The organism is Acetobacter suratthaniensis, assembly GCF_017377745.1.
In the GTDB taxonomy this organism is placed as follows: domain Bacteria; phylum Pseudomonadota; class Alphaproteobacteria; order Acetobacterales; family Acetobacteraceae; genus Acetobacter; species Acetobacter suratthaniensis.
In genome coordinates this window covers 168,041-187,025 of the sequence record NZ_JAFVMG010000001.1, presented here as the reverse complement: position 1 = coordinate 187,025, position 18,985 = coordinate 168,041, and the positions used below count along the sequence as shown (strand labels likewise).

Here is an 18,985-nt window from a genome sequence, read left to right as displayed (position 1 = left end):
ATTTTCTCCGTATTTATGCAGGGCCTAACGTTACTCCATGGAAAAACCGGCTTTTCTTGATCGCGACCGCCCCGATGTGCCTGACCTCGTGGTGCCCGGCGGCGTTACGCCGTTTTATCTGGCAGGGCAGCCGGTACGCGGCCGTCTGATCCGGCTTGGCATACTGGCGGATGCCCTGCTGACCCGGCATGACAACCCCGCCCCCGTAACGCAGCTTGCAGGCAAGGCGCTGGCTCTGGTGGCGGCTCTGGCCTCGGCCCTGAAGTTTCAGGGGTCGTTCTCGCTCCAGATCAAGGGCGATGGCCCGGTTTCCATGCTGGTGGCAGACTGCACCAACACCGGCGCCCTGCGCTTTTATGTCCGCACGAATGATGAGGCACTGGAAGCCCTGCTCGCCAGTACGCCCAACCCCACCGACCGCGCCCTGCTGGGCGATGGGTATCTGGCCCTGACCGTTGATCAGGGGGCGGATATGGAACGCCATCAGGGGATTGTAGGCATAACAGGCGATGACCTCGCCACCATGGCCACCCATTATTTCGACACCAGCGAGCAGCATGCCTGTCAGGTCATGCTGGCCTGCGCCATGACAGATGCAGGCTGGCGCGCGGGCGGTCTGGTGCTGGAGCGGATCGCGGGGGAAGGCGGCGCCCAGAACGAAGCCGAGACTGCTGCTGTGGTGGATGACGCCTCGGGCGAAAACCCGCTGCTGAGTGCGGATGATGCCAACTGGGAAACCGCCACCATTCTGGCGGCAACCCTGCGCGATCAGGAGGTGCTGGATGACGGGCTACCCTCCACGCATCTGCTCCACCGCCTGTTCCATGAACAGAACCTGCATGTCAGCCAACCGCGCGCCCTCGCCTTTGGTTGCCGCTGCTCACGCGCCCGGCTGATTGATGTGCTCGAACGCTTCCCTGAAGACGATCTGGACCACATGTGTCAGGACAACGGTACAATCGTCATGACCTGTGAGTTCTGTAACAAGGATTTCCATTTCCCGCGCCAGAGCATTGCAGTGGGGCGCTGACACGCCCCGTTGACCGCGCCCAACCCCTGTCGCACACTCTGCCCCACAAGAGAGCGACGCCAGACCGGGTCGGGCGTTGGTGGTTTATCTGTCCGTAATCCGGCTGTTGCAGAGTGTTTGAATCATGATGTCGTTTCCCCACCTGTTCCGTTCATCCGTGGCAGCCGCCGTTCTGCTTCCCGCCCTGCTGGCTGGCTGCGCCCAGAACAACGAACCGACACAGTTCGCCCCCCTGCGGTACGACTATCTGGGGCAGATGAACCTCAATGTTTCTTCACTCGCGATTGTTGACCGAACCGCCACCCACCCGGTGGAAGGCAATATCGGGCCGGAAGCCCCCACCCCGCCGCTACAGGCTGTCCGCCAGATGGCGCAGGACAGGCTGACCGCGCGCGGTACGGTTGATTCCCCCAACACAGCACGCTTCGTTATCGACCGGGCCTCCATCCTGCATCTGCCCGGCGGCACGCTGAAAGGGAATGTCGGGGTGCATCTCGATATTCTCGCCGCCGATGGCCACCGCGTGGCCTCCGCATCCGCACAGGCATCGCAGTCGCTGCATCCTGATCCATCAGGAGATGTAGAAAGCCGTGCCAATCTTTACGCCGTTACCCGCGACATGATGCAGACACTCAATGTGGAGTTCGAGTATCAGGTGCATCATTCACTGAGCAAATGGCTGGTGGATGCAGGCGGCACCCCGGTAGGCAGCGCCATTCAGACCCAGTCCCTCACCGGGCAGGATGATAGCGCAGCCCCCCTGCCAGCCCCCAGCGCCACCAAAACCGATACACAGACCCTGCCTGCCGCTCCGGCCAGTGCAACGCCCCCGGCCGCCTTCACAGAAACACTGGCGGCACCCGCCACGGCCCCGGCCCCGGCCACCAGTGCGCAGGACGCGGAACCCAACCCCATTTTCCCGAGCGGGGGGGACACCGCCCCGGCTACCAAACCCGCCAAGCCGCGCACCCTTTCCCCCAAGGCAAGCTTTCTGAGCCTGCCGGGTAAAAACACGGCCAGCGGTCAGTAAGCACATACGGCCAACACGGCCTAAAAAAACGGGCTGGAAGCAATGCAAACCTTCCGGCCCACCAGCTAGCGCCACGCAGACAGGCCCACACACCTCCGCCCCCTGACAGGCACATGCAGGCACGCCATTGCGCCCGCTACGGGTGCGCGCCATAACTGCGCTCATGCCTATCATGCCCCCCGCTTCTGACCCGTTCTCTATCGCGGAAGGCCTGCCCGTAAGGGAAATCCTACCCGCGCTCTACGCGCATCTGGCCACGGAGCCTGCGGGGGGGCAGTTTGCCAGCGCCGTTGTTGTGGCCCCTCCCGGTGCGGGCAAGACAACCTCCATTCCGCCGGTTCTGGCCTCAGCCCCCTGGCGGGGCGAAAACGAGCGTATCATCATGCTAGAGCCCCGGCGGCTGGCCGCCCGTGCCGCAGCCCAGCGCATTGCGGCACTCCGGGGTGAAAAAGTGGGCGGGTTTGCAGGCTACCGCACCCGGGTGGACAGCGCCGTATCAGAACACACCCGCATAGAAGTCCTGACAGAAGGGCTATTCCTGCGCCGCCTGCTGTCAGACCCCATGCTCGAAGGTGTGGCCTGCGTCATTCTGGACGAAATCCACGAGCGCTCACTGGATGCCGATCTGGCACTGGCGTTCTGCCTCGACCTGCAACGCAGCTTACGCCCAGACTTACGGCTGGTTGCCATGTCCGCCACAGCAGAAACCGAACGCCTGAGCACGCTTATGAATGCGCCTGTATTCACCAGTGCAGGGCGGATGCACACGCTGGATATCCACCACGCTACCAAGGATATCGCCACTCTGCGCGATATTCCCACGGTTACGGCTGCGGGCGTGCGCAAAGCGCTGGCGGAAACGCAGGGCGATATTCTGGTTTTCCTGCCCGGCACGGGAGAAATCAGGCGCACGGCGCAACTGCTGGCCGACTGCCCCGTAACCGTCCTGCCCCTGCATGGCGAGTTGCATCCTGCCGAACAGGCGCGCGTACTCCAGCCCGGCGCGGCTGGGGAGCGCCGGGTCATTCTGGCTACATCCATTGCCGAAACCTCGCTCACCGTACCGGGTGTGCGGGTTGTGGTGGATTGCGGCTACCGCCGCGCCCCACGGTTTGATGCCGGGGCAGGCCTGTCACGGCTGGAAACGCTTCGCATTTCAAAAGCCGCGGCCCGCCAGCGCACAGGCCGCGCCGGGCGTGAAGCCCCCGGCACCGCCTACTGTCTGTGGACACCCCATACCGAGCGCGCCATGCCCCAGCATGACCGCCCGGAAATCCTTGAGGCCGATCTGTCGGACTTTGTGCTGGCCACCAGCCTGTGGGCGGAAACACTTGGCCAATCGGATACCCCGCTCCCCTTACCCGACCAGCCGCCGGGGGCGGCACTAGCGGCTGCACGTGACCTGCTGGGCTTACTGGGTGCGCTGGATGACAGCCAGAACCTGACCCCACTGGGGCGGAACATGGCAGGGCTTGGCACACACCCCAGACTGGCCGCCATGCTGCTGGCCGCCACCACTCAGGAGGAAGCCGCCCTCGCGGCTGATCTGGCCGCCCTGCTGGAAGAACGTGACCCGCTACGCCCACGCATGGCCGCACGCGGTGGCCCGCCCCCCATCCCTCCGGCGGATATAAGCCTGCGCCTTGACCTGATCGCCGGTGGCGATGACCCGGATGCAGACCGGGCGGCACTCGCACGGATCCGGCAGGCTTCGGGGCGTTTTCGGGCGCGGCTGGGCCTACCCCACGGCCTGCCCGCACGCGGCAATGCCGCAGCCCTGCTGGCTGCGGGCTTTGTAGACAGGATTGCCCTGAGCCGGGGCGAAATCGGCAGCTTTCGCATGGCCAATGGCGGCAATGCCCGCCTGCGCCGCGACGATACGCTGGCCAGCGCACGACTGCTGGCCGTAGCGGGCCTGCACCTGCGCACCACGGCTGAAATCCGGCTGGCCGCCCCACTCGACCCCGATGCCCTGCCCCCCGCCGTACTCGCCCGCACGCGCGAACAGGTGGAAACCGCACTCGATCCGGCTAGCGGCGCCATTATGGCCCGTAGGCGCATGCGTATCGGCAACCTGGTGCTGCGCGACCGCACGGAAAAAGTCCGCCCTGAAGAAGCCGCCACCCTGCTGCTTGAGCACGCCCGCACCAACCTGAGTACCGCACTGGACTGGAGCGGGGCTGGCGGGCAGTTGCAGGCGCGTGTTGAGCTGGCGCGCGCCCTCTCCGCCCCCATGCCGTCAGACATGACCGACTGGCCGGACTTCTCCTTCCCTGCGCTGGCTGCCAGCACGGACACATGGCTGGCCCCGGCTCTGGCGGGCTGCACCTCTATTGCCGGGCTCAAAGCGCTGGATGTCGTCCCCCTGCTGCGTGGCTGGCTAGGTTATGCCCATACCGCGTGGCTGGATAAGGAACTGCCCACCGCCCTTAATTTTCCCGGCGGCAGGGCCGAGGTGGACTATACCCAACCCATTCCCGTGGCCTCGGCCCGCGCACAGGTATTTTTTGGCGCCAGCACCACGCCGCTTCTGGCGGGTGGGCGTATTCCGCTCCGTCTGGCGCTGCTCTCCCCCGCCGGGCGGCCGCAGGCCATCACGGCTGATCTGGGCGGGTTCTGGCAGGGAGGCTGGGCCGATATGCGGCGCGACATGCGCGGCCGCTACCCCCGGCATGAATGGCCCGAAAACCCGGCCCTTGCCCCGGCCACCAGAACCCGCCGCCCGTAGACTGCCTGAAAAGGCCGGGCTGCCTGTCACCACATCGGCACAACAGCATGAAAACATGGATAGAAACATGATCCCTGTTGCATGTGCCGGGCAAACGGGTTCAAAAATCAAGACCATGTCCAGTTTCTTGGCGCTTCGCGCATGACACAGGCTCCCCGCCTGCCCGCTTTGTCCACCCTGCCTCTGCCATGCAGGGCCAAGCCCCAGCCCCGCCATAGGGTGGTGCCGCAGGGCATGACCCGCAGGCTGGCACGCGGCATGGCCTGTGGTCTGGCATGGAGCCTGCTGGCCCAGAGCGGGGCGGCCAAGGCGGCAGACACACTCTCCACGGGCCAGACACCGGGCCATGCCGCTGGCATGGGTGAAGAACCGCCACCGGGGCAAACCCCTGTGCCGCTGGTCGAATCCCGCCCGCTCAGCTTTGCGCCGCTGGTACGCCGGATCGCCCCTACGGTGGTCAATATCGCCGTCACACGCGAATCGGAAACGCAGCACAAACTACCTTCGTCCGTGCGCGGCACGCCGCTTGAACATCGCTACCGCGAGCGCATGCGCCAGCACTGGAACGACCTGCTTGAAGCCGGGTCAGGCTTTATTATCGACCCGGATGGCAGCATCGTCACCAATGGGCATGTGGTGGCCGATGCGGATCGCATTACCGTCTCGCTCATGGATGGGCAGGAGTTTACCGCAACCCCGGTGGGCATAGACCCGCTGACCGATATTGCCGTGATCAAAATCAACACCGGCAAACCCATGCCCTATGCCCAGTGGGGTGATAGCCGCCTTGTGCAGGTAGGCGACTGGATACTCGCGGCGGGCAATCCGTTCGGCCTTGGCTCATCCGTCACCGCAGGCATTGTCTCGGCACGGGGGCGCGATATTGGCGCCAGCCCATTTGATGATTTCCTGCAACTCGATGCGCCCATAAACCCCGGCAACTCAGGGGGGCCGACCTTTAACATGGCTGGTCAGGTGGTTGCGCTGAATACGGCCATTGTCTCGCCCACTGGCGGTTCTGTGGGCTTGGGATTTTCCATTCCTTCCGAAATTGTGCGCCCGATTGTGGAAACGCTGCGCAAAACCGGCCACATGGACCGGGGCTGGCTGGGGGCTACCCTCAAGGACAGCACGAACCCGCTGGGGGCACAGGTTACGGAAGTGGATCGCGACAGCCCCGCCGCCCATGCCGGCCTGCGCCGGGGGGATATTGTCACCCGCCTGAATGATGAACGCGTAGAATCGGCCCGGTTCATGATTCGCGCCGTGGCCGCCGCCGCACCGGGCAAGACCGTAGCGCTGAGCATCACGCGCCATGCGCAGCCCCTTGAGCTTAAAGCCCTTGTCGGCCATCGCCCACTAACCGAAGACACCGACCCGCACTAAAAGCGTGCGACAGCCCGCACAGCAACGGGCTTATGCGCACCGTGCCAGTGCGCATAAGCCCGGACATAACCCGACTGCGGACACGCCGCCTTTCCCGCACAGAGGCGCGGCTGTTATAGAGGCAGGATGACACAGATCGGTTTTTACCACCTGACCCGCACCGGCACGACCGAAGCCCTGCCCCCGCTGCTGACACGCACGCTGGGTGCGGGCGAAAAGGCGGTGATCTGGTGTGCGGCCAAGCCGATGTTGCAGGAACTGGACAAGGCCTTGTGGCAGGTTGCAACCCCGCGCTGGCTCCCGCATGGCAGCGAAGGCGCGCTCTGCCCCGACCTACACCCGATCTGGCTGACAACAGGAGAAGACAGCCCGAACAAGGCCCGCTTTCTGTTTTTGCTGGAAAACCGCACTTGCACGGACTTTGCCGCGTTCAGCCGCGTGTTTGACCTGTTTGACGGGCAGGACCCCCAAGCGGTCGCTGCCGCTCGTGAACGCTGGACAGCCGCCCGTGCGGCGGGCCATAGCCCCACATACTGGAAACAGGAAGCACAGGGCTGGACGCGCGGCGGGTAACCCCCCTTACACCAGCCCCTGAAAACCACCCCACAGACGGGGCATAATCGCCGGGCCTGCACAATGGGCAGCCCCGGCTTGCGAACAGGATGTTATTTCTGTTCAAACCCCGTACGCACAAAACGATCAAGCAGGCGCACGCCAAAACCGCTGGCCCCCTTGGGCTGGCCGTTACGCGCCTTGCTATCCCATGCAACCCCGGCAATATCCAGATGCGCCCAGGGGGTTTCCCCCACAAAGCGCTTGAGGAACTGGGCTGCCGTAATGGAGCCACCAGCCCGGCCACCGCTGATGTTCTGCATATCCGCAATATCGGATTTCAGCAGCTTGTCGTAGGCCGTGCCCATAGGCATGCGCCACAGCTTTTCACCCGTGAAGGCCCCGGCATCAGCCAGACCAGAGGCCAGCGCCTCATCATTGGAGAATAGCCCTGCATATTCATGCCCGAGGCTGACAATGATGGCCCCTGTCAGGGTCGCCAGATCAACGATCAGACGGGGTGCGAAACGATCCCGCGCGTACCACAGCACATCGGCCAGAACCAGACGCCCTTCGGCATCGGTGTTCAGCACTTCGATCGTCTGCCCCGAAGCGCTGCGCACCACGTCACCCGGCCGCTGCGCCGTGCCGGACACCATGTTTTCCACCAGACCGACAAGGCCCACTGCATTCACTTCGGCCTTGCGCAGCGCCAGTGTGGCCATAAGCCCGGTTACGGCGGCGGCCCCGGCCATATCCCACTTCATGTCTTCCATACCCGCCGCAGGCTTGATGGAAATGCCGCCTGAATCGAACGTCACACCCTTGCCTACAAAGGCCAGCGGTGCGGCATCCGCCTTGCCACCGTTCCAGCGCATGACCACCATGCGCGGTTCGTTCGCACTCCCCTGCGCCACACCCAGCAATGCGCCAAAACCCAGCTTTTCCATGGCGGGGCGGTCAAGCACCTCAACCTCCAGCCCGTGGGCACGCAGGGTCTGGGCGCGTTCGGCGAACTCGACGGGGTTGAGCACATTGGCCGGTTCCGTCACCAGATCACGCGCCAGCACCACACCCCGCGCCACCGCCTGCAGAGACGGCCATGCGCTGTCTGCATCCGCCGCGTGGGCACTCAGCACGGACAGAGCCTGTAGCTTGTGGTTATCCAGCGCTTCGGGCGCACCGTGGTACAGGCCGAAATGATACGCACCCAGCGTAGCACCCAGCGCCACATGCGCCGCCAGCGCCCCGGACAGATCGCCCGTGGCGACAGCCGCCTTTTCCGCACGGCCCAGAAGCGAGGACGCAAGCCCGCCAGCCTTTTCGGCCACGAAAGCATCCACGGCCTCCGCCTTACCCAGCCCCACCAGCACAATGCGCTCGAACGCTGCTGAGGGTGCGAGCACGACACAGCTTGTGCCATCCTTGCCGCTAAAGCCCTCGGCCTTTGCCGCGCGGGACAGCGCACCGGACAGAGCGGTATCCAGCTCCGTAAAAACAGCCGGGCGGGTTTCGCCCTGCGGCACCAGAATGGCCAGACTGCCGCCTACGGGCCGTATGTCGGAGGAGAACGAAATCTGAAGCATGAATTCTACCGATCATTCCTGCAAAACGGGTTCCCTTCTGCGTAAGTCTCTGTCGCGGGCTTGGCAATAGCGTGACGGGACATGACGCCACGCTCAAGCTGGCGTATGGTGCCTGCATGAACGCCCATACAGAGTCCGAGCTTCTGGCCCTGGCCACCAGACTGGTGGAAGAAGCCGCAGATCTCATCCGCGCTATTCGCGCCAAGGGATTTGAAACCCAGACCAAAACCGATTCCTCCCCCGTAACGGAAGCGGACACCGCCGCCGAGGCGCATATCCTGCGCGGCCTGCGCTCTGCCACGCCGGATATTCCCGTTGTTGCGGAAGAAGAAGTGGCCGCCGGACTGCAAACCGCCGTAGCTCCAACCTACTGGCTTGTGGACCCGCTGGACGGCACGCGTGAATTTGCCGCCGGGCGGGATGATTTTACCGTCAATATCGGCCTTGTGCGCGATGGGCGGGCTTATCTGGGGGCGATGTCACTACCCGCTTACCACCAGACCTACTGGGGTGGCGTGGGGCTGGGCGCGTTCCGGCGCGACAGTCAGGGCGAACAGGCCATTCATGTCCGCAAGGCTCCGGCGGAAGGGCTGAGCGTTCTCGCCTCCCGCCATCATGCGGATGATGTGCGGCTGGCGGAATACCTCAATGGCCGCAAGGTGGCCACGCTGGGCAATATTGGCTCTGCCGTGAAGTTCGTGCGCGTGGCAGAAGGGCTGGTCGATCTCTACCCACGCCTTGGCCCCACCATGGAGTGGGACACCGCCGCCCCGCAGGCCATTGTGGAAGCAGCGGGCGGGCAGATCACGCTTCTGGATGGTTCGCCCCTCGTTTATGGTAAATCAGGCTGGAAAAATCCGCCGTTTGTCTGTACCGGATCGCTATGACCCACGCTGCTGCCGTATGGCCTGCCGCCTTTCCGCGGGAAGGGGCGCCATGCGGCCTGCTTGAGCGCAAGAGCCTGAAAGACTCATGACACTGCGTCTGGACAGCACCGAAACCGGCATTGCCACGGCTGCCCGCCTTCTACGTGAAGGCGGGCTTGTAGCTTTTGGCACCGAAACGGTTTACGGGCTGGGCGCGGATGCCACGCAGCCACAGGCGGTGGCGCGTATTTTCGAGGCCAAGAACAGGCCGCGTTTCAACCCGCTTATCAGTCATTTTGCCGAGGCCGAGGCCGCGTTTGAACAGGTGCAGGCCACCCCGCTGGCCCGCAGGCTGGCAGCGGCCTTCTGGCCCGGCCCGCTTACGCTGGTGCTGCCCCGTGCGGTGGGCAGCACAGTCAGCGACCTCGCGGCCGATGGCCTGTCCACTCTGGCGGTGCGCGTGCCGCGTGGAGAGATAACCGCCGCCCTGCTGCGCCAGACCGGCCGCCCCGTAGCCGCCCCCTCGGCCAACCGTTCAGGGCGGATCAGCCCATCCAGTGCGGCCCATGTGCTCGAAGAACTCGATGGCCGGATTGATGCCGTGCTGGAATGCGGGCCGTGCGCCATCGGGCTGGAAAGCACGGTGCTTGATCTGTCAGACCCTGACCGCCCCTGCCTGCTCAGACCCGGCGGCATAACGGCGGAAGCGCTCGAAGCCCTATGCGGCCCCCTGCACCGCCCCACCACGCAGGCCGATGCAGCCCCCCTCTCGCCCGGCCGTATGCTATCGCACTATGCCCCCGGACTGCCGGTGCGGCTGGATGTGCTCACCCCCCGCGCGGATGAAGCCCTGCTGGCCTTTGGCCCGCAAAGCAGCCCCTCTGCCGCAGCCATAAGCTGGAACCTGAGCGAAAGCGGTAGTCTTGAAGAAGCCGCATCCCGACTGTTTGCTGGCCTGCGCGCACTCGACCATGCGGGCCATGCCCGCAACCTGCGCGCGATAGCCGTGCAGCCTATTCCTACTCACGGACTGGGGCTGGCCATTCATGACCGGCTGACCCGTGCCGCCGCCCCCCGTCCCTTTTCCGCCAACCCGAAAGAAAACACCCTGCCATGAGCGAGCTGGATCCCAAGGAGGTCAAACTCCTTTCAGACATTCTGGCACTTGTTCTGGAGGAACAGCAGGGGCAGGCTGTCGCCGCACTGGAAACCCTGCGCCGCCGCGCACAGCGCAACAACACCACGGGTGGCGCGCTCAAAAATCTGTTTCAGGTGATCTCGGCCGATCCCTCCCGCGCCCAGCCAACCGACCGTCGCAGAAGCTCGACCACCCGCGCCCGTGCGGACAAGCAGGACATGCCGGATTCCTACCGCACCCAGTTGCGTGAAATGGCCGACAGCATCAACCGGCTGGACCGCGACCTGCGCTCCATTACCGCACAGAACGAATCCCTCAAGGCCCAGCTTTACCTGACCCAGCAATCCCGCGCTGAACTCCAGACCCATCTGGCCGCCATGCAGCTTTCTTCCACCCGCAACCCCAAACCGCTCATGATTGTGGCGGCCCTGCTGGCCGGGCTGCTGGCGGGCGTTGCGGGTACAGAGGTGTTCCATACCCTCAGGCCCACACCCCTGCCCTTTACCCATAGTGCGCCGCATACGTTTAACTGAGTGCGCAGCCCGCCCTTTTCCTGACCGAACCATCGGCCTCATACCCTGTCCACCCCGCTCTTTCCGCGGCCCTGCAAAGGAAGCGCCCTGCCATGTCCGGCACGCCTGAAACCTCCCTTCCCTCAACACTCCATCAGGCGCTCGCAGCCCTGCTCGGCCCTTCCGGCCTGCTGACGGACACAACAGACACCGCCGCTTTCTGCACGGACTGGCGCGCACTCTATCAAGGCCGCTGTGCTGCCGTACTCCGCCCCGCCAGCACCGAGGAATGCGCAAAGGCCGTGGCCCTATGCCATGCCCACGGCGTGCCTATGGTGCCGCAGGGTGGCAACACCAGCATGGTAGGCGGCGCCACGCCGGATGACAGTGGCCGGGCGGTTGTCATTTCCACCACGCGAATGAACCGCGTACACGCCATCGACCATGCCGACCTGACCATGACGGTCGATGCCGGGGTCACGCTCAAGGCCGCGCAGGATGCCGCCGCCGCCGAAGGGCTTTTCCTGCCCCTGTCGATTTCATCGGAAGGATCGGCTGATATTGGCGGGATTCTGGCCACCAATGCCGGGGGCAACAACACGGTGCGCTATGGCAATGCCCGTGAACTAGCACTTGGGCTTGAGGCCGTTCTGCCCGATGGCAACGTGCTCAACCTCATGCGCCGCCTGCGCAAGGACAACACCGGCTACGCCCTGCGGCAGTTGCTGATCGGGGCTGAAGGCACGCTGGGTATCATCACTCAGGCGGTTATCCAGCTCCAGCCTGCCCCGCGTGCGCGTGAAACCGCGCTGTGTGCTGTCGCCAGTGCCGCAGGTGCGCTGGATCTGTTTGCCGCGTTCCGCAAGCAGGACCCGGCCGCTGTGGTGGCGTTCGAGTTCATGTCCGGTACCAGCATGGGGCTGGTAAACCGCTTCATTGACGGCGCCGCCCTGCCACTATCCGAACCGGCCCCGGCCTACGCGCTGGTTGAGCTTTCCAGCCCCCGCGCGGGAGATGGCCTGCGTAGCCTGATGGAAGATGTGCTGGGCGAGGCTCTGGAAAGCGGGCTGGTCAGCGATGCGGTTCTGGCCGAAAGCGAAACCCAGCGTAACGCTCTGTGGATGCTGCGTGAAGAACATGCTGAAGCCCAGAAGCGGGCCGGGGCATCCGTCAAAAACGACGTATCCGTACCCCTTGCCGCCATTCCCACCCTGATTACGGAAGCCACCGCCGCGTGCGAAGCCCTGATACCGGGTATCCGGGTTGCTCCTTTCGGGCATATTGGCGATGGCAACATCCACTTCAATCTGGTGCAGCCTGAACAGATGGATGCGGCGGCTTTCAGCGCACGCGATCATGATATCATGGATACGGTGGCCGAGATCGTGCGCCACCTTGGCGGCTCCTTTTCCGCAGAGCACGGTGTAGGCCAGCTTAAAACCTACATGATGCCGTCATGGCGGGGTGGCGCTGAACTGGAAAGCATGCGCCGTATCAAAAACGCACTCGATCCTGATGGGCTGATGAACCCCGGCAAGATCTTTCCCGCCGCCTGAAACGGCTTGCTCCCGGCTTACCGCGCGCCTGCACGCCGCAGGCCGGGGTAACGCAGGGCGATGCATTGCAAAAGAAAGGCTGGTAGCAGCACAAGTGCCAGACTGCCGCCCTCCTGCCACGCCGCCAAGGCTGTCAGGCAGGGCGCCAGCCAGCTTTCAAAGCCGACAGCACGCCCCATCCGGCGGCTGGCCAGCACCGAACAGACAAGCGAGACAACCAGCGCCAGCACGACACAGCCTGCACGCAGGGCGTGAGCGCCCCCATCAGGCAGAAAACCCGCCTGCATGGCATGGAGTGTCTTCTGATCCGCCGACCAACCCGCCAGCCCCAGCAGAAAGCTGAACGGCAGCAGCAGAACGCCAAAAACATCCCGCAAGAGGGAAAGAAAGCCAACAATCAACAGCGGCACCAGCACAAAGCCAATGCCTGCTGCCAGATCAATGATCAGCACGACAAAACCAAGCATTGCCATGCGTGAGGCAGGCTGAGAGCTTTCGCTCATACCTGCACCCTGCCACAACACGGTACAGGCACCGTTTCAAAATCCGGCACGGACATCAGGTAAACAGCGCAGACAGAGGTGCTGCTCAGTCCTTCCACCATTTGACGGGCTGAGGCCCACCGTTTTCCGATTCCCCAACCGCGAGTTCATAACGCCGTGTCGCGGGGGCTGCGGCAGGCCGTCTTTCAACCCGCTGACGCAACAGAGTGACTTCGGCCTCCGTTACTTCCAGCTTTTCACGCAGGGTTTTGACCTCACGCACGGCACGAGCCAGATGCGTTTCACGTTCGGTCAGCTTTTCCTTGAGTTCACGCACCAGCACATCGGCATGTCCGGCACGGGTCATCAACCCACGCTGGCTGGCCTGTGTTTCGGCCAACTGACGCTCGGCTTCTTCCGCACGCAGTTTTTCTTCCGCCAGATGGCGGCGCAGGCGTGTCAGTTCGCCGTTATCCTCATCGGGAAAATGCACGGCGCGGGCATTGCCGTTACCGGGGCGGGGGTCTGCCAGCGTGCGAGGAGCCGCAGCGCGACCGAGGGTGTGTTTTTCAACCTGCACCTCGCCATCACGCACGAAGCGCCGCCGCTTGCCCGCAGACTCGGCAGGCTGCCGGTTTGCAGGACGTGTACGGGCAGACTGACCAAGGCGTTCAAGCGCATTAAGCATGCTGGCTTCTTCAAGCCCATCTTCATGCTGCTGGTCGGACGGAGAAGAAGAAAGAAAAGGAGAAGTATTCATCAATCCTAATGTCACGTTCTTATTTTATCACGTTACATGAAACAGAAATGCCCAACGTGTAGCCCGTTGCCATTTCCCGTACCAATTTGCAGTAGGGAATACATCAGACCGCGCCGGGTTTTTAGAAAACCGTTTGCCCTGCAATAGGGCCGGCTAACGATCTTTTAAAAGAAATGGTCAACAGAGAAATCAGCGCCAAGTAAGCATCTTTAACCTGTTGGTGTTAAATCCATATCACGCCCGGATGTGTTATCCAAGCGTAATATGCAGGTTTTCCGGGCAAAATAGCGCATTTATTCCGCTTTGGCTGATACTCTGGGTTGCCATAGCAGATCAGACTGCCCGTTCTGATTGAAATAACGGGCAAGAACGAAAAAGTAATCAGAGAGTCTGTTCAGTATTTTCAGTAATACGGGATTAATCGTTTCAAGCTGTGCAAGCGCCACAAGCTGCCGCTCGGCACGGCGGGTCTGGGTGCGGGCCATATGCGCCCAACAGGCGGCAAGGGAGCCACCGGGTAGCACAAATCCGCTCAACGGCTGCTGATCCGCGCGCATACGTTCGATCCAGCTTTCCAGCTCCAGCACCACCGTGTCTTCCACCGATTTCACCCGCTGGGCTTTTGGCCCTTCAGGCATGCAGAGCTCCGCCCCCATATCGAACAGGAGATTCTGCAGGGCTGCCAGTTCCCTTTCACTCTGTGTTTCAGGCTGTGCTGTGGCAGGCTTACTGGAATGGGCCGCATGGGCACGCACCAGCCCCAGCACCGCATTAAGCTCGTCAAGCGCACCCAGCACATCTATGCGCAGGCTGTCCTTGCCCACGCGTGAGCCATCTCCCAGCGATGTCTGTCCGCCATCACCGCCGCGCGTTACCACTCTGTCTATGCGAATGCTCATGCCATGCTGTCCTTTGTTCCGGCCTTTTTATAATCCAAACCAACATTCCTCGGGCGGCGGTAGAAAACAATACGGCCCCACAAAGACAACGCCCTTTGCCGTCCGCCGCCTGCGCGACTATAGAATGGCCGCATGACACACTCTGCCTTTCCTCCCCGCCTGTACCGCACAGGCGGCGCGCTGGTCGTCGCCTGTGGCGTGATCATGGGTGCGCTCACGGCACACCTGCCTGAAACCGCCTTTGCCACGGGGGGCCGCGTCATGGCGCGTGGCGCCATGGAAATGCAGATGTGGCAGGGCCTCGCCCTTGTCGCCCTCGGGCTTGGGGCAGACCGCCTGAGCACGCGCCTGCTACGCATTGGGGCCGCGGGCATTCTGCTCGGTACATTGCTGTTCTGCGGAGCGGTGTACTACACGGCCTTTACCGGCCACCATGCCGGGCATGTCGCGCCTACCGGTGGTAGCCTGCTGATCCTGTCATGGCTGTGCCTCGCCTTCGCATGGGCGCGCGGCGCATGAGCGCGACAATAGGCGGCGCATGGCTGGCGGCAGAAGGGCTGGAAGAAACCCTGAGCGAAGACCTCCGCCGCCGGGGTGTTACCATCGAGCGCTGGCACGGACAGTTAGCCCTTTCCAGCCACCCGGCCGTGTATTCCCCGTGGGCGCTGGATATATGGCTTGAGCCCGAATGTGTGCCGGTTGCCTCCATCCGCGCGGCAGCCGATACGCTGCGTGCACGCCAGCGGAACTGGAGCCTGTACGCCGCCACCTGTTTTGGCCGCGCCCGGCTGGTGGAAGAGCGCCTGCCCCCGGTCAAGGCGGCCGCACTGGTCTTTCCAACAAGCCCGCCTTCCAGCCCGCTAGGCGCATGGACCTTGCTCGACCCCGAAACCCTGCTGTTTTCGGCACGCAAGAGCAGCCCTTTCCCCAATGGCAGCCCCCGTTTTGTGGAAAACCGTACCGGGCCACCCTCACGCGCCTATCTGAAACTATGGGAAGCCTGCACCCGTTTAGGCCGCTGGCCGGAGCCGGGCGCGCTCTGCTACGATCTGGGGGCAACCCCCGGCGGGTGGACATGGGCACTGGCGACCCTGAAAACACGGGTGGATGCGTTTGACCGTGCGCCACTGGCCCCGGCCGTAGCTGCCATGAAAAATGTGCGCTTTCATCAGGCCAGCGCCTTTGGGCTGGAACCCTCCACCCTTGAGCGAGCTGACTGGGTGTTTTCCGATATTATTGCCTATCCACAACGCCTGCTGCGGCTGGCCCAGCGCTGGATTGATACGCAGCAGACCCGTAACATGGTGCTGACCGTCAAGTTTCAGGGCGAGACCGACCATGAAACCGTCAGCGCTTTTGAAGCCATTCCCGGTGGAGCGCTGGCCCATCTGGCCCATAACAAGCATGAGCTGACATTTTTCTGGTCTGAAACAGCCGCCAAGGAAGGGGTTAGCCCCCTGCCGGGCTGGACCGGTCAGCCACAGCCCGTATCAGGCTAAACGCCCCTGAACACTCTGGCCCTGTTCACTCCTGCAGGGCCAGAGTGTCCACATAGCTGTTGTTTTTCCAGACCCAGCGATCAGTCCCATCGACCAGAATATCTTTCATGCCGCCATGCCCGGCGGGCAGAATCTCAACCGGCCCACTGACAGAATCCAGCACCTTGACCCACTGCCCCTGTTTTTTCAGGTAAACATCGGTCGAACACCCGGCCGACCCACACAGGCTGGCCGACTGCACCTGAACAAACAGTGCCTCCGCACCCTCCCCTTTAAGCGCCAGCACTGCGTTGCCCACCAGCACCAGCGGGGTTTCGCCATGCCGGGCGGCGGCGGCCATGTCTTCCGTTGCCAGCAAACGGGCCTGTGCATCCAGCGGTGTGCCGGGTTGGGCACTCAGAGTAACGGTGACACCACGGGCATGCCCCGCAGCATGTGCCAGACCATGGAAAAGCCCGATGACAGCCAGCAAGAGCCCGCTTATCCTGCCCAGCCGCGCAACCCGGCTCCCGCCCCGCACGAAAAAGCCCAGATGCCCCATGATCACGCGCGCCCCCATCCTTTCATTACAGCCATAAACATACAGAACACGGAAGAAGCCGCCATGACCAGCCCCGATCACGCTCCGGCCACGCTCTCGACACAGCCAGCCGCCCCGGCGCACGGCGCTATGCCAGCGCACCCGCAGCCCGGTCTTTACCGACATTACAAGGGAGGGCTTTACACAGTTCTATGCACCGGGCGGCACAGCGAAACCGAGGAATGGCTTGTCACATACAGAAGCGAGGCGCAGGGCAGCTACTGGGTGCGCCCTCTGGCCATGTGGATGGAAAACGTAAACGGCCAGCCCCGTTTTGCCCGGCTGGAAAACGGCGCAACACCGTAACCGGGTTGATGGCACCAGCCCCTCGAAGGAGGCTGGTGCCCTGCATGGGCTAACCCTGCTGTTCTGCTACCTGACGGATAAGGGCCTGCACACAGTCCGGGTCAGACAGGGTGGACAGATCTCCCAGATTTTCCAGCTCACCCGCTGCGATCTTGCGCAAAAGCCGCCGTACGATCTTGCCAGAGCGCGTCTTGGGCAGATCCCGCACGACATAGACTTTTTCAGGGGCGGCATAACGGCCCACGCTATCCGCCACCACCTTGCGCACCCGCGCCGTATCCAGCACGCCTTCCTCACGCGGGACGACATACACCACCAAACCCTGCCCCTTGAGGTCATGCGGGATACCGACCGCCGCACTTTCCACCACCTCGTGGTCGGTTGCGATGGCGTCTTCAATTTCCGCCGTGCCAATCCGGTGGCCGGAAACATTCACCACATCATCCACCCGGCCCGTGATCCAGATATAGCCATCGGCCTCGCGACGTGCCCCATCGCCCGAGAAATACCGCCCCGGGCAGGTAGTGAAATAGGTCTGGCGAAAACGCTCATGATCCTGCCACAGCGTCATGGCCTGACCGGGCCATGAGGACGACAGGCACAACAGCCCCTCACCAGCCCCTTCCACCACCGGCTGTTCCTGCCCTGCTCCGGCGGGGGTCAGGAGTTCAACCTGCACGCCCGGCAGCGGCAGGCCCGCAGCCCCCGGCCTGCCCGGCACCTTGCCCGCGCTGGCCGTAATCATGACACCGCCGGTTTCGGTCTGCCACCATGTATCGGCAACCGGGCAGCAGTTACGCCCCACCTTGTCATGGAACCACTGCCAGGCCTCGGGGCTGATCGGCTCACCCACAGTGCCCAGCACCCGCAAGCTGGCCAGCGAGCGGCTTTCCACCACGTGATCATCCTCGCGCATGGCGGCGCGGATAACGGTGGGGGAAGTATAGAAAACCGTCACCCCGTTGCGATCAATCACATCCCACCAGCGGCCCGGTGCAGGCCATGAGGGCAGCCCCTCGTAAATCATGATGGTGCCGCCATTCACCAGCGGGCCATACACCACATAGGTGTGACCGGTGATCCAGCTTGTATCGGCCGTGCACCAGAAAATATCATCTGGCTGGCTATTGAAAACGGTCTGGTGCGTAAAACTGGCCCATACCAGATAGCCGCCCGAGCCATGCACAACGCCCTTGGGCCGCCCCGTGCTGCCCGAAGTATAGAGCAGGAACAGCGGGTCACATGCATCCATGACCTCTACCGGGCAATCCGGCATTTCCAGCGCCACTTCCGCCTCGTAAGACAGATCGCGCCCGGCCTGCATAGGCACCTTGGCACCGGTTACAGCCACGACCAGCACCTTGCGCACAGCGCATTCGGGGCCGCAGGCGTCCAGCGCCTCGTCCATGGTGGTTTTGCTCGGGATCAGCTTGGCACCCCGGCGGGCGACATCCGCCGTAATAACCAGTACGGCCTGACTATCGCGCAGGCGTTCGGCCAGCCCTTCAGCCGAAAAACCGCCAAACAGCACCACGTGAATGGCCCCGATCCGTGCGCAGGCCAGCATGGCGACTACGCCTTCCACCACCATAGGCAGGTGAATGGCAACGCGGTCGCCCTTGCTCACCCCCAGACGGCGCAACGTATTGGCCAGACGGCACACACGGGCATGCAATTCGCGATAAGTCAGAACGGTGCGGTGCCCGTCTTCCTGCCCTTCCCAGATGACAGCGGCCTTATCAGGCTGGGTCAGCAGGTAACGATCCAGACAGTTTTCCGCCACGTTCAGGCGGCCATCCTCGTACCAGGCAATGCGGACATCGCCCGTAAAGTCTGAGCGGGAGGCATGGCTGGGTTCGCTGTGCCAGACAAGACGGCGCGCCTGCGCCAGCCAGAAAGCTTCCGGGTCGCGTTCCGCTTCCAGAACATTCTGCACATACTGATCGGAAACAGCCCCTAGAGCCGGATTTGCAGCCTCGTCCACCACGCCCTGTCCTTCTTGTTTTTCGTTTCAACCGTTCAGGTATGGCGTTTTGATCACATTGAGGCACAACAGGTAAAGGTACCTGCCCGCA

At 63.3% G+C, this 18,985-nt stretch carries 18 protein-coding genes; 12 read left to right on the top strand and 6 right to left on the bottom strand.

Translation table 11 applies throughout. The features are described from left to right. The first annotated feature begins 37 nt into the window (after window positions 1-37). From hslO to J2D75_RS00930, 5 genes are all read left to right on the top strand, one after another. Entirely contained in the window at window positions 38-1,030 is a 993-nt protein-coding gene (gene hslO, locus J2D75_RS00950; protein WP_207851873.1) for an Hsp33 family molecular chaperone HslO, read from the top strand. A 124-nt stretch (window positions 1,031-1,154) separates the two neighbouring features. Continuing rightward, the gene (locus J2D75_RS00945; RefSeq protein WP_207851871.1) at window positions 1,155-2,060 is read left to right on the top strand and encodes a hypothetical protein; all 906 of its coding nucleotides are present in this window, start codon (window positions 1,155-1,157) and stop codon (window positions 2,058-2,060) included. 163 nt (window positions 2,061-2,223) lie between these two features. Further along, complete coding sequence (gene hrpB, locus J2D75_RS00940; RefSeq protein ID WP_408736727.1) at window positions 2,224-4,788, top strand: ATP-dependent helicase HrpB; 2,565 nt, start codon at window positions 2,224-2,226, stop codon at window positions 4,786-4,788. A gap of 258 nt (window positions 4,789-5,046) precedes the next feature. Then, window positions 5,047-6,174 (top strand): S1C family serine protease, encoded by a 1,128-nt coding sequence (locus J2D75_RS00935; protein ID WP_408736726.1) that lies wholly within the window; start codon window positions 5,047-5,049, stop codon window positions 6,172-6,174. Between the two features lie 126 nt (window positions 6,175-6,300). Further along, the gene (locus J2D75_RS00930) at window positions 6,301-6,747 is read left to right on the top strand and encodes a DNA polymerase III subunit chi (RefSeq protein ID WP_207851867.1); all 447 of its coding nucleotides are present in this window, start codon (window positions 6,301-6,303) and stop codon (window positions 6,745-6,747) included. Between the two features lie 92 nt (window positions 6,748-6,839). On the opposite strand, the gene J2D75_RS00925 is transcribed toward J2D75_RS00930, so the two are convergent. Next, window positions 6,840-8,312 carry a leucyl aminopeptidase gene (locus tag J2D75_RS00925; protein WP_207851865.1) on the bottom strand — a complete coding sequence of 491 codons (1,473 nt, stop codon included), beginning with the start codon at window positions 8,310-8,312 and terminating at the stop codon, window positions 6,840-6,842. Between the two features lie 116 nt (window positions 8,313-8,428). On the opposite strand from J2D75_RS00925, the gene cysQ reads away from it, so the two are divergent. The 4 genes from cysQ to J2D75_RS00905 all read left to right on the top strand — a co-directional run bounded on the left by cysQ (window position 8,429) and on the right by J2D75_RS00905 (window position 12,384). Then, window positions 8,429-9,199 (top strand): 3'(2'),5'-bisphosphate nucleotidase CysQ, encoded by a 771-nt coding sequence (gene cysQ / locus J2D75_RS00920; protein ID WP_207852772.1) that lies wholly within the window; start codon window positions 8,429-8,431, stop codon window positions 9,197-9,199. Between the two features lie 85 nt (window positions 9,200-9,284). Continuing rightward, complete coding sequence (locus J2D75_RS00915) at window positions 9,285-10,295, top strand: L-threonylcarbamoyladenylate synthase (RefSeq protein ID WP_207851863.1); 1,011 nt, start codon at window positions 9,285-9,287, stop codon at window positions 10,293-10,295. After that, complete coding sequence (locus J2D75_RS00910; protein WP_207851861.1) at window positions 10,292-10,849, top strand: hypothetical protein; 558 nt, start codon at window positions 10,292-10,294, stop codon at window positions 10,847-10,849. Before J2D75_RS00915 ends, J2D75_RS00910 begins: the two co-directional genes overlap by 4 nt. 92 nt (window positions 10,850-10,941) lie before the next feature. Then, window positions 10,942-12,384 (top strand): FAD-binding oxidoreductase, encoded by a 1,443-nt coding sequence (locus J2D75_RS00905; RefSeq protein WP_207851859.1) that lies wholly within the window; start codon window positions 10,942-10,944, stop codon window positions 12,382-12,384. A gap of 17 nt (window positions 12,385-12,401) precedes the next feature. Here the strand turns inward: J2D75_RS00905 and J2D75_RS00900 are convergent, their stop codons facing one another. The 3 genes from J2D75_RS00900 to J2D75_RS00890 form a co-directional block, all read right to left on the bottom strand. Continuing rightward, window positions 12,402-12,887 carry a hypothetical protein gene (locus J2D75_RS00900; protein ID WP_243428373.1) on the bottom strand — a complete coding sequence of 162 codons (486 nt, stop codon included), beginning with the start codon at window positions 12,885-12,887 and terminating at the stop codon, window positions 12,402-12,404. An 85-nt stretch (window positions 12,888-12,972) separates the two neighbouring features. Continuing rightward, window positions 12,973-13,626, bottom strand: a complete 654-nt coding sequence (locus J2D75_RS00895; protein ID WP_207851857.1) for a hypothetical protein — start codon at window positions 13,624-13,626, stop codon at window positions 12,973-12,975. 293 nt (window positions 13,627-13,919) lie between these two features. Continuing rightward, window positions 13,920-14,525 carry a cob(I)yrinic acid a,c-diamide adenosyltransferase gene (locus J2D75_RS00890; protein WP_207851855.1) on the bottom strand — a complete coding sequence of 202 codons (606 nt, stop codon included), beginning with the start codon at window positions 14,523-14,525 and terminating at the stop codon, window positions 13,920-13,922. A gap of 132 nt (window positions 14,526-14,657) precedes the next feature. On the opposite strand from J2D75_RS00890, the gene J2D75_RS00885 reads away from it, so the two are divergent. Together J2D75_RS00885 and J2D75_RS00880 are read left to right on the top strand one after the other, a co-directional pair. Then, window positions 14,658-15,044, top strand: a complete 387-nt coding sequence (locus J2D75_RS00885; RefSeq protein WP_207851853.1) for a DUF423 domain-containing protein — start codon at window positions 14,658-14,660, stop codon at window positions 15,042-15,044. Beyond that, window positions 15,041-16,024, top strand: a complete 984-nt coding sequence (locus J2D75_RS00880; RefSeq protein WP_243428372.1) for an SAM-dependent methyltransferase — start codon at window positions 15,041-15,043, stop codon at window positions 16,022-16,024. The genes J2D75_RS00885 and J2D75_RS00880 overlap by 4 nt, the downstream gene beginning before the upstream one ends. A 25-nt stretch (window positions 16,025-16,049) precedes the next feature. Here J2D75_RS00880 and J2D75_RS00875 read toward each other — a convergent pair whose 3' ends face one another. After that, a complete protein-coding gene (locus tag J2D75_RS00875; protein ID WP_243428371.1) occupies window positions 16,050-16,496 on the bottom strand; it encodes a hypothetical protein in 447 nt (148 codons plus the stop codon). On the opposite strand from J2D75_RS00875, the gene J2D75_RS14390 reads away from it, so the two are divergent. Further along, a complete protein-coding gene (locus tag J2D75_RS14390) occupies window positions 16,470-16,910 on the top strand; it encodes a DUF1653 domain-containing protein (protein WP_243428370.1) in 441 nt (146 codons plus the stop codon). The genes J2D75_RS00875 and J2D75_RS14390 overlap by 27 nt on opposite strands. A gap of 49 nt (window positions 16,911-16,959) precedes the next feature. Here the strand turns inward: J2D75_RS14390 and acs are convergent, their stop codons facing one another. Continuing rightward, window positions 16,960-18,894, bottom strand: a complete 1,935-nt coding sequence (gene acs, locus J2D75_RS00865; protein ID WP_408736720.1) for an acetate--CoA ligase — start codon at window positions 18,892-18,894, stop codon at window positions 16,960-16,962. Window positions 18,895-18,985 lie beyond the last annotated feature (91 nt).

Bases quoted from the DNA above. Each gene is read 5' to 3' on its own strand.
- J2D75_RS00880 (WP_243428372.1), top strand. From the start codon at position 15,041: ATGAGCGCGACAATAGGCGGCGCATGGCTGGCGGCAGAAGGGCTGGAA.
- J2D75_RS00900 (WP_243428373.1), bottom strand. From the start codon at position 12,887: ATGAGCGAAAGCTCTCAGCCTGCCTCACGCATGGCAATGCTTGGTTTT.
- J2D75_RS14390 (WP_243428370.1), top strand. From the start codon at position 16,470: ATGGAAAAGCCCGATGACAGCCAGCAAGAGCCCGCTTATCCTGCCCAG.
- J2D75_RS00885 (WP_207851853.1), top strand. From the start codon at position 14,658: ATGACACACTCTGCCTTTCCTCCCCGCCTGTACCGCACAGGCGGCGCG.
- J2D75_RS00905 (WP_207851859.1), top strand. From the start codon at position 10,942: ATGTCCGGCACGCCTGAAACCTCCCTTCCCTCAACACTCCATCAGGCG.
- hrpB (WP_408736727.1), top strand. From the start codon at position 2,224: ATGCCTATCATGCCCCCCGCTTCTGACCCGTTCTCTATCGCGGAAGGC.
- J2D75_RS00910 (WP_207851861.1), top strand. From the start codon at position 10,292: ATGAGCGAGCTGGATCCCAAGGAGGTCAAACTCCTTTCAGACATTCTG.
- J2D75_RS00935 (WP_408736726.1), top strand. From the start codon at position 5,047: ATGGCCTGTGGTCTGGCATGGAGCCTGCTGGCCCAGAGCGGGGCGGCC.
- cysQ (WP_207852772.1), top strand. From the start codon at position 8,429: ATGAACGCCCATACAGAGTCCGAGCTTCTGGCCCTGGCCACCAGACTG.
- J2D75_RS00890 (WP_207851855.1), bottom strand. From the start codon at position 14,525: ATGAGCATTCGCATAGACAGAGTGGTAACGCGCGGCGGTGATGGCGGA.
- J2D75_RS00925 (WP_207851865.1), bottom strand. From the start codon at position 8,312: ATGCTTCAGATTTCGTTCTCCTCCGACATACGGCCCGTAGGCGGCAGT.
- J2D75_RS00930 (WP_207851867.1), top strand. From the start codon at position 6,301: ATGACACAGATCGGTTTTTACCACCTGACCCGCACCGGCACGACCGAA.
- J2D75_RS00895 (WP_207851857.1), bottom strand. From the start codon at position 13,626: ATGAATACTTCTCCTTTTCTTTCTTCTTCTCCGTCCGACCAGCAGCAT.
- hslO (WP_207851873.1), top strand. From the start codon at position 38: ATGGAAAAACCGGCTTTTCTTGATCGCGACCGCCCCGATGTGCCTGAC.
- J2D75_RS00945 (WP_207851871.1), top strand. From the start codon at position 1,155: ATGATGTCGTTTCCCCACCTGTTCCGTTCATCCGTGGCAGCCGCCGTT.
- J2D75_RS00915 (WP_207851863.1), top strand. From the start codon at position 9,285: ATGACACTGCGTCTGGACAGCACCGAAACCGGCATTGCCACGGCTGCC.